Source organism: Pseudomonas sp. FW305-20, from assembly GCF_058788075.1.
This window is the reverse complement of record NZ_JBYTAJ010000012.1, coordinates 1-13,186: the sequence shown is the minus strand read 5'-3', so window position 1 is coordinate 13,186 and position 13,186 is coordinate 1. Positions and strand designations below refer to the sequence as shown.

Below are 13,186 nucleotides of genomic sequence, written 5' to 3'. Positions count from 1 at the left end.
CCAAAAGGGTGCTTGACCCTATAGTGGCTACAGGGTCTTTACTTGGCAACAGGCACCTTTCCGGACGCGACCCAATGAGCGATTCCCTTCACACGCACAAACCCGAGGCTGATCACGATCACGATCACGATCACGATCACGATCACAGCCACAAGCTGCAGCCTGTACAGAAGCATGAGCATGGCAGCCACGGGGATTCCTGCTGTTCCGCCAAAGTGGCGGCACCGTCGCTGATCAAGTTGAGCGAAACCCCAACGGCCGGTGCGCGACTGAGCAATTTCCGCATCGACGCCATGGATTGTCCGACCGAGCAGACGCTGATCGAGAACAAACTCGGCAAACTCTCGGGCGTGCAGCAACTGGAATTCAACCTGATCAACCGCGTGTTGGGCGTCACCCATGACCTGCCGAGCACTGCGCCGATCATCGACGCGATCAAGTCCCTCGGGATGCAGGCCGAGCCGCTGGAGCAGGGCGTTGAACCGCCAGCGCCGACGCCCGAGAAAAAGCACTGGTGGCCCTTGGCGCTGTCGGGTGTTGGCGCCCTGGTCGCCGAAGTTATCCACTTCACCAACGCTGCGCCGAACTGGGTGGTGGCGGTCATCGCGCTGATCTCGATCCTCAGCGGCGGCCTCGGCACCTATAAAAAGGGCTGGATCGCACTTAAAAACCTCAACCTGAACATCAACGCGCTGATGAGCATCGCGGTGACTGGCGCGATCCTGATCGGTCAGTGGCCGGAAGCGGCGATGGTGATGTTCCTGTTCACCGTGGCCGAATTGATCGAGGCCAAGTCTTTGGACCGGGCGCGCAACGCCATCAGTGGCCTGATGCAGATGACCCCGGAACAGGCCACGGTGCAGCAGGCCGATGGCAGTTGGGTCTTGCAGCCTGTCAAAGCCATCGAGTTGGGTGCGCGGGTGCGGGTGCGTCCCGGTGAGCGAATCGGTCTGGACGGGGAAGTGGTGTCGGGCAGTTCGACCATCGATCAGGCGCCGATCACCGGCGAAAGCCTGCCGGTGGAGAAGACCATCGGCGATAAAGTCTTCGCCGGCACCATCAATCAGGCCGGTTCCCTTGAGTACTCGGTCACTGCGGCGGCCAACAACTCGACCCTGGCGCGGATCATCCATGCCGTGGAACAGGCCCAGGGCGCGCGGGCGCCGACCCAGCGTTTCGTCGACAGCTTCTCGAAAATCTACACCCCGGCGGTGTTCATCCTGGCTCTTGCGGTGGCGGTGATTCCGCCACTGTTTATGGGGGCACTGTGGTTTGACTGGATCTACCGGGCGTTGGTGTTGTTGGTGGTCGCCTGCCCATGCGCGCTGGTGATTTCTACGCCAGTGACCATCGTCAGCGGCCTCGCGGCGGCGGCGCGCAAAGGCATTCTGGTGAAGGGCGGCGTCTATCTGGAGGGCGGCTACAAACTCGATTACCTGGCGTTGGACAAGACCGGCACGATCACCCACGGCAAACCGGTGCAGACCGATTACCTGTCGCTTGATCCGACGGCGGACGAATCAGCCCCGGCGATTGCCGCAGCGCTCGCCGGTCGCTCCGATCACCCGGTGTCCCTGGCCATTGCAAACGCGGCTGTGGATAAACAATTCGCTCCGCTGATTGTGGATAACTTCGAGGCGCTGGCCGGTCGCGGTGTACGCGGCGAAATCAACGGCCAGGTTTACCACTTGGGTAATCACCGTTTAGTGGAAGAACTGAACCTGTGCTCGCCTGAACTGGAGGAAAAGCTGTTCGCGCTGGAGCAACAGGGCAAGTCCGTGGTGTTGCTGCTCGACAAATCCGGCCCGTTGGCGCTGTTCGCCGTGGCTGACACCGTGAAAGAGTCCAGCCGCGAGGCGATCCAGCAGTTGCACGCGCTGGGCATCAAAACCCTGATGCTCACCGGCGACAACGTCCACACCGCTCAGGCGATTGCCGCGCAAGTCGGCATCGACGAGGCCAAGGGCGATCTGCTGCCGACCGACAAACTGCAAGCCATCGAAGCCCTTTATGCTCGGGGCCATAACGTTGGCATGGTCGGCGACGGCATCAATGACGCTCCGGCGCTGGCGCGCGCCGAGATCGGTTTTGCCATGGCGGCAGCGGGCACCGATACCGCCATCGAGACCGCCGATGTCGCCCTGATGGACGACGATCTGCGCAAGATCCCGACCTTCATCCGGCTGTCACGGCAAACCTCAAGCATCCTCAAACAGAACATTGCCTTGGCATTGGTCATCAAAGCGATCTTTCTTGGGGTAACCTTCGCCGGGATCGCCACCATGTGGATGGCGGTGTTCGCCGACATGGGCGTGAGCCTGTTGGTGGTGTTCAACGGTTTGCGCCTGTTGCGCAAATAAGCGATGGGGGAAGGGTGTGCTGAGTGCCGAGCTGAAGGCGTTTTACATGGTTGCCCGCTTGGGCAGCATTACCCTGGCGGCGAAAAAACTCGGCCTGAGCCAACCCACGGTGACGACCCAGATTCGCAATCTGGAAAGTCAGTACTCGGTTGAACTGTTCTACCGTGGCGGCCGCCGCCTCAGCGTCAGCGATGAAGGTGCGCGGCTGTTGCCGATGGTGAAGGTGCTGTTGCAGCAGGAAGCCGACATCGAGTTTTTCCTGCGCAACAGCGGTCAGGTCCAGGGCACGTTGCGCATCGCCGCGACCGCGCCGTATTACATCCTCGATCTGGTGAAGACCTTTCGCGAGCGCTTGCCGCAGGTAGAAGTGTCGGTGGAGATCGGCAACTCCCAGCAGGTGCTCGAAGCGCTGGAGGACTATCGGGTGGATGTCGCGGCGTCGTCGCAATTGCTCGACGATGCACGGTTGATTCGCCGGGTGCTCGGCAGCGATCCGCTGGTGCTGGCGGTGCATCGCAATCATCCGCTGGCGGTTCACGACCATGTGCCGCTCAGTGCGTTGGCCGGGCATACGTTATTGATGCGCGAGTCGGGCTCGACCACTCGACGCCTGACCGAGGAATTGCTGGCCGGCGCCGGGGTGAGTTTTGGGCCGTTGCTGGAGATTGGCAGCCGGGAGTCGATCCGTGAGGCGGTGCTGCGCAACATCGGCATCAGCATCATTGCCCGGCAGGAAGTGCCGCATGATCCGCAACTGCGCGTGCTGACCCTGGAGAATGCGCCGCAGATCCCTGAGTATTTGTACTGCCTCAAGGAGCGGAAAAACGCACGGCTGCCGGCGGCGTTCCTGGGGTTGGCGCAGGAAATGGCCCCCGCGTAATGATCGTTCCCACGCTCTGCGTGGGAATGCCTCAACGGACGCTCCGCGTTCGGCTCTTGGGACGCAGAGCGTCCCGGGCTGCATTCCCACGCAGAGCGTGGGAACGATCGGCGGTGAACCCAAATCCTCGAATACCACTATCAGCCGTTTTTGCCTCACTGCCACATGACGGACGCATTACAAATCTAGGATGGCCTTCATCTGCTTGATGAGGCCTGTCCATGAACCACTCGATCGCAACTGCCCTGACCAACCCCGGCGCCCCGATGAAAGTGCGTGGCGTGCAGAAACGCTTCGGCGCCTTTACCGCGCTGGATAACGTTTCCCTCGACGTGGCCGCCGGTGAACTGGTGTGCCTGCTTGGCCCGTCGGGCTGCGGCAAAACTACTTTGTTGCGTTGCATCGCCGGTCTTGAGAAGCAGGACAGCGGCGAGTTGTACCTCGGCGATCGCGACGTTTCCCACCTGGCGCCCCAGGCTCGGGACTACGGCATTCTGTTTCAGTCCTACGCGCTGTTTCCCAATCTTACCGTCGAAGCGAATATCGCTTACGGCCTCGCCGGCAGTGGTCGCGATGAAGTGCGCCAGCGTGTCGGTCAGATGCTGGAGCTGGTCGGCCTGATCGGCAGTGAGAAAAAGTACCCTGGCCAATTGTCCGGCGGCCAACAGCAGCGCGTCGCACTGGCTCGGGCCTTGGCGCCGGCACCTTCGTTGCTGCTGCTGGACGAACCGATGTCGGCCCTCGATGCCCGGGTCCGCGAGCACCTGTGCACCGAACTGCGCCAACTGCAGCGCAACCTCGGCATCACCACCCTGATGGTCACCCACAATCAGGACGAAGCCATGCTGATGGCCGACCGCATCGCCGTGATGAACAACGGCAAGGTCGAGCAATACGCCACGCCTCAGGAAATCTACGACCGCCCGGCTACACCGTTTGTGGCGGAGTTCGTCGGCCAGGGCAACTGGCTGCCATTCCAGCGCAGCAGCGACAGCCATGCCCGGGTCGGCGGGATGAACATGCGCCTGGCCGCCGATTCGGGCAACGCCGCATCGGGTCGTCTGTTTTGCCGTCCCGAAGCGATCAACGTCAACCCGCCCGTGCATGAAGAAAACCTGTTCCCGGCCAAGGTTCGCGAAATCACCTTCCTCGGCAACCGCTGCCGCATGAGCTTCGAACTCGATCAACTGCCGGGCCACGCATTGCTGGCGGAACTGGCACCGGAAGCCATGCCGCGCCTCGGCGCGCAGCAGATCATGGTCGCCTTGCCGCCGCGCTGCCTGCAGGTGTTTGCCTGATGAGCGCGAACCTCGCGCTGCCGATACCGCACAAGCAGGTTCGGCAGACCTCCCGTGCCGAGATCGGCGACCGGGTGTTCGTGGTCGGCGGCAAAGTCCTGTTGCTGGTGTTGCTCGGCGTTGCGGTACTGATGCCATTGCTGGCGATCTTCTGGCGCGGTTTCAGCTCGGAGGCCGGGCAGGGCGGCGGTCTGGTGGCCGCCCGTGAATTGGTGACCAGTGCCAATTTCCACTGGTTGCTCGGCAATAGCCTGAAAGTTTCCCTGAGCGTGGCGGCGATTGTCGTACCGCTGGCTTACCTGTTTGCCTACGCCCTGCAACGCACCTTGATTCCAGGCAAAGGCATCTGGCGCGGCATGTCGTTGTTGCCACTGATGGCGCCGTCGATGCTGCCGGGGATTGCGCTGGTCTATCTGTTTGGCAACCAGGGCATGTTGCGCGGTTTGCTCTCAGACAATATCTACGGCTTCTGGGGCATTGTTCTGGGTGAGGTCATCTACACCTTCCCACACGCGCTGATGATTCTGCTGTCGGCCCTGTCCCTGGCGGATGCGCGACTGTTCGATGCCGCCTCCAGCATGGGCGCCAGTCCGGCGAAGGCCTTTCGCAGCATCACTTGGCCGGCAACGCGTCAGGCTGTGTTCGCGGCGTTCTGTCTGGTGTTCACCCTGACCATCACCGACTTCGGCGTGCCCGTGGTGATCGGCGGCGATTATCAGGTGCTGGCGCTGGAAGCCTACAAAGCCGTGGTCGGCCAGCAACAATTCGGTCGCGGCGCGTTGATCGGCATGGTCCTGCTGTTGCCGGCGCTGTTCAGCTTCGGTGTCGACGCCTGGTTGCGTCGAGGTCACGGCGATTCCATGAGCGGTCGAGCGCAGGTCTTTCAACCGGCGCCGTCGAAACTGCGCGACGGTTGCTACCTGACCATCGTGCTGCTGATCTGCGCGGTGTTGCTGCTGGTGTTCGGCATGGCGGTGTACTCGTCGCTGGTGAAATTCTGGCCGTACAACCTGTCGCTGTCTCTCAATCATTACCAGTTCAACGACACGGCGGGTGGCGGCTGGCTGGCCTATGGCAACAGCGTAAAGATGGCTTTGTGCACGGCGTTGATCGGCAGCGTGCTGATCTTTACCGGCGCGTACCTGATGGAAAAAACCAAGGGCCAGCGCGGACTGAATCTGACACTGCGCATGCTCAGTTTCGTACCGATGGCGGTGCCGGGTCTGGTGCTGGGCCTGGGTTATGTCTTCTTCTTCAACCTCAGCGGCAACCCGCTGCATGTGCTCTACGGGACCATGACCCTGCTGGTGGTCTGCACCATTGCTCACTATTTGACCACCGCGCAAATGACCGCCACCACCGCGTTGCGCCAACTCGATGCCGAGTTCGAAGCCGCCGCACTGTCGCTCAAGGCGCCGCTGTATCGGCATTACCTGCGCGTCACCGTGCCGATCTGCCTGCCGGCATTGCTGGACATCGTGCGCTATCTGTTCGTCTCTGCGATGACCACCGTCTCGGCAGCGATCTTCCTCTACAGCCCCGACACCATCCTCGCGGCGGTGGCGGTTCTGAACATGGACGACGCTGGCAACGTCGGCGGCGCGGCGGCGATGTCGACCCTGATTCTGTTCACCTCGGCGGGCGTGTCCCTGCTGCTGGCCTGGGCTTCGCGCGGTTTGTTGCGCCGCTCCCAGGCCTGGCGGCAGACCGCGCCTGGTCATTGATTCAACCCCTCAACTCAAACAGGAAAAGATCATGTTCAAGCCTATGGCCCTGGCCGCTGCTGTCCTCACCGCTTTCAGCCTGAACGCCTTCGCGGCGAAAACCGAGTTGACGGTGTACACCGCCCTCGAAGCCGAGCAATTGAAGACTTACAAAGCAGCCTTCGAAAAGGCCAACCCGGACGTCGAGATCAAGTGGGTGCGCGACTCCACCGGCATCATCACTGCCAAACTGCTGGCCGAAAAAGCTCGCCCTCAGGCTGACGCCGTGTGGGGCCTGGCGGCGTCGAGCCTGGCGATTCTCGACCAGCAAGGCATGCTGCAAAGCTACGCACCGAAAGACCTGGGCAAGATCGGCAGCAACTACCGCGACGCCGCCAACCCGCCAGCCTGGGTCGGCATGGACGTCTGGGCGGCGACCATTTGCTTCAACACCGTCGAGGCCGAAAAGCAGGGTTTAACCAAACCGGTGAGCTGGCAGGACCTGACCAAGCCTGAGTACAAAGGCAAGATCGTCATGCCCAACCCGGCCTCGTCCGGCACCGGTTTCCTCGACGTCAGCGCCTGGCTGCAAACCTTCGGCGAGAAGCAGGGCTGGCAGTACATGGACGACCTGCACCAGAACATCGGCCAGTACGTTCACTCCGGTTCCAAGCCCTGCAAACTGGCGGCGTCGGGCGAATTTCCGATCGGCATTTCCTTCGAGTACCCGGCCGTTCAGCTGAAACGCCAAGGCGCACCGCTGGACATCATCCTGCCGAAAGAAGGCCTGGGCTGGGAGATCGAAGCGACCGCAGTCATCAAGGGCACCCCGCACGAAGAGGCGGCGAAGCAACTGGCTGACTTCTCCGCGAGCCCGGCGGCGATGGAGCTTTATAAAGAGAACTTCGCCGTCCTCGCGCAACCGGGTATCGCCAAGCCGCAGACCGAATTGCCGGCCGATTATGAGCAGCGTTTGATCAAGAACGACTTTGCCTGGGCCTCGAAGAATCGCGACCAGATCCTGGCCGAGTGGCGCAAGCGCTATGACGGCAAGTCCGAGAAAGTGGCTGCCAAGTAAGATTTTCATCGGCTGACAGGGCCCCTTCGCGGGCAAGCCCGCTCCCACAGGTTTTGTGAACACCACGGACCCTGTGGGAGCGGGCTTGCCCGCGAAGGCGGCTTCGAATTCAGGACACCTCTCCATGACACACCACAACGACATGCTGATCGTCGGCGCCGGCATTCTCGGCCTGTCCCACGCCTACGCCGCCGCCAGGCGCGGTCTGAAAGTCACCGTTTTCGAACGCAGCGAAACCCCGCTGGGCGCCTCGGTTCGCAACTTCGGCCAGGCCCTGGTCACCGGCCAGCCACCGGGCCCGATGCTCGAACTGGCCAAAGCCAGCCGCGAGATCTGGGGCCAATGGGCACAACTCGCCGGCCTGCAACTCAAGCGCAACGGTTCATACCTGTTTGCCCGCACCGAAGCCGAAGAACACCTGCTGGAAGCCTTCTGCGCCGGTCGCGCCGTGGAACACGGTTACCGCGTCGACCTGCTACGCGGCGCTGCATTGCGCGATGTGTATCGCGGCCAATTCAGCCATCACCGCGCCGCGTTGCACGGGATGGACGATCAGCAACTGTATTCCCGCGAAGCGATTCCAGCGCTGATCGACTACCTGCATCACGAACTCGGCGTCACGTTTCACTTCTCCACTCTCGTGCGCGACATCGAGCCCGGTCGCTTGCACAGCACCGCAGGAGCCTTCAGTGCCGAGCAGATCATCGTCTGTTCCGGCCACGATTATCAGACGCTGCTGGCTGAGCCGATCGCCGAACTCAAACCGCAAATCTGCCGTCTGCAAATGCTTCGCGCCCGACCGCAGATCAACCTCAACCTGCAACACGCGCTGCTCACCGGTCTGAGTTGCGTGCACTACGGCGCCTTCGCCGATCTGCCGGAAGCGGCGGCGGTGCAGGCGCAAATCCTGCGCGAGGAACCGCACCTGCATGAACACGGCATTCACCTGTTGATCAGCCCGACACCTTATGGCGAGTTGATCATTGGCGACTCCCACCATTACGGCAGCGATCCGTCGCCGTTCAACGCCGAGCAGGTGGATAACTGGATGATTGAACTGGCCGAGCAGACGTTGGGCTGCAGGGTGCAAGTGGTCGAACGCTGGCAAGGCGTCTATGGTTCACGGGGGCCGGGGCCGTTCTCGTTCCTGCGGCCGATGCCGGGTGTGAGCGTGGCACTGATGCACACGGGTGTCGGCATGAGTGTCGGGCCGGCGATGGCTGAACGTAACGTAGCGACTGTGTTGGGAGAGCGTTGATGGACCGCAATGAGCAAATGATCGCCGAGGTGTTCAGTCTGTACGAGCGCTTTGGTGACAGCGATTACATCGGTGAGCCGGTGTCGCAGATCGAGCACATGTCCCAGGCTGCCGAACTGGCGATGGCCGAGGGCTTCGATGACGAAGTGGTCCTGGCTGCGTTCTTCCACGACATCGGGCATATCTGCGCCGAGAGTGCCGAGAACATGGGCGGCTTCGGCGTGGTCAGTCACGAGCGCCTGGGCGCGGACTACTTACGCCGCGCAGGTTTCAGCGAACGCATGGCGCGGCTGGTGGAGTACCACGTTCAGGCCAAGCGTTACCTGACGCTGAAAGAGCCTGGGTACTACGAGCGCTTGAGTGAAGCCAGCCGCCGAACGCTGGAGTATCAAGGCGGGGTGATGACGGCGGCCGAGGCTGAAGCGTTCGAGCAAGATCCGTTGTGCGAGGTCAGTCTGCGGATGCGCCAGTGGGATGAGTTGGCAAAGGAGATGGCGGTGCCGGTGATGGATCTGGAGGTGTTGAAACGCAAGGCGGTCGGTCTCTTGTCCCGCAAGGTGCAATGAGTTGTCTCACAGGCAATTGAGAAACGGCGGATGGAGGGGCTTGCAGTAACGGTTCAATCTGGGCTTTTCGCAAGGAAGCGCACGGATGCGTTATTTGAAAGTGATGGCACAGGATCGAAGCAGGAAAGGCTCGGCAGATACCGTTCATTTTGAGTTCCATGAAGATGATCGGTTGCAGCGTGAGACGACGGATGTGGATCGGCAGCGGCTCAGTTCTTTTGGCAAAACCTATTTGAAATGCGCCTGGTTCAACGAGGGTGAAGGTGAGGAGCGACACTTGCGCATCTTCTCGCAGAATCCATCCTCTGACGGTACACCTGAAACGGTGCGGCTGCATTTTCACGAGGGGCAGAAGATTGCCTATAAAGCCGCGGCTCACGATCTTGATAACGATGGTGGGCTGGAGGTGATACTGAGTTCGGATGTGGACAATGACGGGCGCGCGGATCGCACGGATCGCAGTCGTGTCACAGCGTTGGTGAGAGAGTTTCTGAAGGTCGATTGGTAGTGGTTGATCGTTCCCACGCTCTGCGTGGGAATGCCTCAAGGGACGCTCCGCGTCCAGTGACGCGAAGCGTCACGGCCTGCATTCCCACGCGGGAGCATGGAAACGATCAGGTTCAGAGTTGCTGCGCCAACGCTTCGATCTGCTCCTGCCGTTCCGCCTGGCTCAACTTCGGATAGGGATTGAGTGACGACCACTGCGGATGCGCCCGGGCCTTGTTCAGCGGTTCGGGCAGTTTGCCTTCGCGCCAGGATTTGTCTTGTGGCGTGGCGACCTGAATGCTGTCCATCGCCGCGTGCCCGCGGGCATTGAGCGCATGCAGCAGTTGCCGCTGGCGCAACGCCAACAGCCGCAGCACGCTGTCATCGACGGTCAGTTCACGCTGGCCTTTGATCTTGCCCATCAACCGACTGCCATAACTGCGGGCCGTTTGCAGGGCGCCACCGGCAATCGCGCCAGCCAATGCGGCCGCGCCGAGGGTCAGGCCGCCGACCAGCAAGTCCACGCCGGCCCCGGCTGCCGCGCCGGCCGCGATACCGCCACCGACTCGCACGCCGAGTTGCTTCAAGGTTTCCGGGTTGAACAGGTCGTCACCCCAGCGGCCATCGAGCAGCGGCAGATCGCTGGCCGCCGCGTCCTGTGGGCGGAAGGCGTAGAGCTTGAGCAGCGCTTCGACGCAGCGTTGTTCCCGTTGTCGAACCGCTTTGCGCAGTTCGTTGATGGCCTGCTGTTCTTGCTCGGCTTCGCTGACCACGCTGCGTCGGCACGAGGCGCAATCGATCAATAATTCGGCAATCAGCCGCGCCGCACTCTGTTGCCGGGCCTGGCGTTGGGCTTGCTGATCGGCGATCAAACGTTCCAGTTGCGGCCGGGCGTTTTCCAGCAGCAAGGCGAGGCTTTCATAGAGTCGACGTTCACCATCCTCCGGCGGTGCGACGCTGTCGAAACGCACCAAGGCGTGCAAGCCCAGCCGTGCCAAGGCTTCGCGCCAATCCGGTTCGCGGTGGTTGGCGCTGCTGACGAAATTCAGCACCGGCAGCAGCGGTTTGCCGCAACTGGCCAACACTTCCAGTTCGTCGCGGTACTTGGCCAGCACCGGTTCCCGGGCGTCGATCACGTAGAGACCGGCGTCGCAGGTCAGCAGTTGCCGCAGCACCTTGGCTTCCTGTTCGAAACGCTGCCGGGCTTCGCTGCCCTCAAGGAATCGCGCCAATCGAGCCGGACCGTCGAGGCGTTCGCCCGGTCGTTCCAGACGCTCGAGGTAGTCGAGCAGGGCGATGGCATCTTCCAGGCCCGGCGTGTCGAAGAGGTCGAGCAACGGCTCGCCGTCCACCGACAACCGCGCGCCTTCGACGTGTCGTGTGGTGCTGGGGCGATGGGACACCTCACCAAAACCGACATCGCGGGTCAGGGTGCGCAGCAACGAGGTTTTGCCGACGTTGGTGTGGCCCACCACCGCGAGCTTCAACGGCGCTTTCCAGGGATTAGTCATGACCGCTCTCCAGCCAGTTCAACGGCGCGCAATCGGCGAACGGCAAGTCCAACTGTTGCAGCGCCACGTGCCAGTCGCCCAGCCTTTGGGCGTCGAGCGCTTCGCCCGGCGGTGCTTGCAGCAGCCAGACGCGGGTGGCGCTGGCGCTGCGGGCCAGTTCGGCGATCAGTGCCAGGCTGCCGCGGTCCGGCGAGCGTCGCGGATCGCAAGCGATGGCCAGACGGGCTGGGGGGAAGCGACTCAGCTGTTCGAGGAGTTTGTGCCGCGATTCGCGACTGTCGAGGATGCCGGCATTGCTCACGGACTTCGGCAGTGGCGGCGGCCAAGGGCGTTGATCGTCCAGCTCGATGGCCACCAACAGCGCGCCATCGCTTGGCAGATCGCTTGCAGCGTTTTCGATTCGATGCAGTTGTTCTGGCGCCGCGTCGCTGATGCCCAGGCGTTCACTGGTCGGCATCAGCCGTTCGCGCAGTTGGGCGTAGCCGGGCAGGTTCAAATCCAGGTGCAAGGCTACTTGGCCGGTTTTCCAGCGCCACAGGCAAAACAGCGCCAGCAACAGGCGCGGCAAAACACCGTAGACCACCAGCACGCCGACCAGCCATGTGGCCCAGGCTTGACGGGCGCTTTCGATGTTGAGCGCGGCATCGCCGCTGGCGCGGATCATCTCCACGGTCGGAACGTTGAAACCCAGCATGGCCGGCAGGGCGCCGAGGGCCTGGGTCATGGCGACGAAGGTGTCGCCGCCCAGGAGCGTGGTTTCCCAGACGAAGCCATAACGCCGGGTCGCCATCAACATCAACAGCATGACCAGCGCGCTGAGCATCGCCAGCAACCACAAGCTGTTGACCAGTACGCCAACCGCCCAGCGATTGAGTTTCTGTCGTTGCAGCAAAAGCAGCAGGGCCGGGGCCAGTTGCGCAGCTTTGGCATCGCGGGCGAGTTTTTCGCTGAGCCATAACCATAAGCGGCCGAGGGTGGCGCCGTGTTCGCCGGCAAACACCAGGCCCAGCGCCCAGCTCAGCAATAGAATCAGGTTCAGCCCGAGCAAACTGCCCAAGGCCCAGAACACATTGACCGGGGTTTGTCCGTCGCCCAACGCGGCAAACGCCAGGCCGGCGCCGCTGGCAATGGCCAGCAGCGCCATCACGATCAACGCCAGACGTGCGCCTTGCAGCCAATGTGTGAGGGCGTTGGTCAGCCCATCGCGCTCGGCCAGCCACAGGGCGCGGCGTTGAATCCGTGTCGGCAGATCACCGCCCGCGCTGCGGGCCAGTCGGTTGGCTTCCAGATCATCCAGGGGGCCGGCGTGTTCTTCACGCAGGCGCACCGTCTCGGTCAGCCAGAGGTTTTGCAGTGGAGTCAGTTCAGTCACGCGGCATCCCGTCGCTCAATCGAGCTGTGAGCATAACCGCTGTGACGCTTATCGGGGTACGGGAGGCTCTGGTATCCTCGCCGGCATGACTAAATCACTCCCCCTCAGCCTGATCGCAGCCCTCGGTGAAAACCGTGTGATCGGCGTCGACAACAGCATGCCCTGGCACTTGCCGGGGGACTTCAAATACTTCAAGGCCACGACCCTCGGCAAGCCGATCATCATGGGGCGCAAGACCTGGGATTCCCTCGGCCGTCCGTTGCCGGGCCGATTGAACATCGTGGTCAGCCGTCAGGCGGATCTGCAACTCGAGGGCGCGGAAGTTTATCCGTCGCTGGAGGCTGCGGTGGTTCGCGCTGAAGAGTGGGCTCGGGAGCAGGGCGTCGATGAGCTGATGCTGATCGGCGGGGCGCAGTTGTATGCGCAGGGGTTGGCGCAGGCTGATCGGCTGTATTTGACGCGCGTGGCGCTGAGCCCGGAAGGGGATGCGTGGTTTCCGGAGTTTGATTTGAAGCAGTGGAAGCTGGTGTCGAACGTGCCGAATCCAGCGGAAGGCGACAAGCCGGCCTACAACTTCGAGGTGTGGGAGCGCGCATAGATCGTTCCCACGCTCTGCGTGGGAATGCAGCCCGTGACGCTCCGCGTCACTGGACGCGGAGCGTCCCTTGAGGCAT

Annotated in this window: 11 protein-coding genes; 9 read left to right on the top strand and 2 right to left on the bottom strand. The window is 62.3% G+C overall.

Annotation, left to right across the window (positions count from 1 at the left end):
* The first annotated feature begins 74 nt into the window (after window positions 1-74).
* The 8 genes from AC3WP4_RS12605 (at window position 75) to AC3WP4_RS12570 (ending at window position 9,651) form a co-directional block, all read left to right on the top strand.
* Window positions 75-2,360, top strand: coding sequence for a heavy metal translocating P-type ATPase (locus AC3WP4_RS12605; RefSeq protein WP_102616094.1), 2,286 nt, complete (start codon window positions 75-77; stop codon window positions 2,358-2,360).
* A 16-nt stretch (window positions 2,361-2,376) separates the two neighbouring features.
* Window positions 2,377-3,240, top strand: coding sequence for a LysR family transcriptional regulator (locus AC3WP4_RS12600; protein ID WP_102616093.1), 864 nt, complete (start codon window positions 2,377-2,379; stop codon window positions 3,238-3,240).
* A gap of 221 nt (window positions 3,241-3,461) precedes the next feature.
* On the top strand, window positions 3,462-4,538 hold the full coding sequence (locus AC3WP4_RS12595; RefSeq protein ID WP_102616779.1) for a putative 2-aminoethylphosphonate ABC transporter ATP-binding protein: 1,077 nt from the start codon (window positions 3,462-3,464) through the stop codon (window positions 4,536-4,538).
* Window positions 4,538-6,262: a putative 2-aminoethylphosphonate ABC transporter permease subunit gene (locus tag AC3WP4_RS12590; protein WP_102616780.1), complete on the top strand. Its 1,725-nt coding sequence runs from the start codon at window positions 4,538-4,540 to the stop codon at window positions 6,260-6,262. The genes AC3WP4_RS12595 and AC3WP4_RS12590 overlap by 1 nt, the downstream gene beginning before the upstream one ends.
* 31 nt (window positions 6,263-6,293) lie before the next feature.
* On the top strand, window positions 6,294-7,319 hold the full coding sequence (locus AC3WP4_RS12585) for a putative 2-aminoethylphosphonate ABC transporter substrate-binding protein (RefSeq protein ID WP_074871732.1): 1,026 nt from the start codon (window positions 6,294-6,296) through the stop codon (window positions 7,317-7,319).
* A 124-nt stretch (window positions 7,320-7,443) separates the two neighbouring features.
* Window positions 7,444-8,577, top strand: a complete 1,134-nt coding sequence (locus AC3WP4_RS12580) for a TIGR03364 family FAD-dependent oxidoreductase (RefSeq protein WP_102616781.1) — start codon at window positions 7,444-7,446, stop codon at window positions 8,575-8,577.
* On the top strand, window positions 8,577-9,143 hold the full coding sequence (locus AC3WP4_RS12575) for a phosphonate degradation HD-domain oxygenase (RefSeq protein ID WP_102616782.1): 567 nt from the start codon (window positions 8,577-8,579) through the stop codon (window positions 9,141-9,143). Before AC3WP4_RS12580 ends, AC3WP4_RS12575 begins: the two co-directional genes overlap by 1 nt.
* Window positions 9,144-9,228: 85 nt before the next feature.
* Window positions 9,229-9,651 carry a hypothetical protein gene (locus AC3WP4_RS12570; RefSeq protein ID WP_102616783.1) on the top strand — a complete coding sequence of 141 codons (423 nt, stop codon included), beginning with the start codon at window positions 9,229-9,231 and terminating at the stop codon, window positions 9,649-9,651.
* A 112-nt stretch (window positions 9,652-9,763) separates the two neighbouring features.
* Here AC3WP4_RS12570 and AC3WP4_RS12565 read toward each other — a convergent pair whose 3' ends face one another.
* Window positions 9,764-11,140, bottom strand: a complete 1,377-nt coding sequence (locus AC3WP4_RS12565; protein ID WP_102616784.1) for a GTPase/DUF3482 domain-containing protein — start codon at window positions 11,138-11,140, stop codon at window positions 9,764-9,766.
* Window positions 11,133-12,512, bottom strand: a complete 1,380-nt coding sequence (locus AC3WP4_RS12560; protein WP_102616785.1) for a DUF2868 domain-containing protein — start codon at window positions 12,510-12,512, stop codon at window positions 11,133-11,135. The genes AC3WP4_RS12565 and AC3WP4_RS12560 overlap by 8 nt, the downstream gene beginning before the upstream one ends.
* Before the next feature lie 85 nt (window positions 12,513-12,597).
* Here AC3WP4_RS12560 and AC3WP4_RS12555 point away from each other — a divergent pair, with 85 nt between their 5' ends.
* Entirely contained in the window at window positions 12,598-13,110 is a 513-nt protein-coding gene (locus AC3WP4_RS12555; RefSeq protein ID WP_074871719.1) for a dihydrofolate reductase, read from the top strand.
* Window positions 13,111-13,186: the final 76 nt, after the last annotated feature.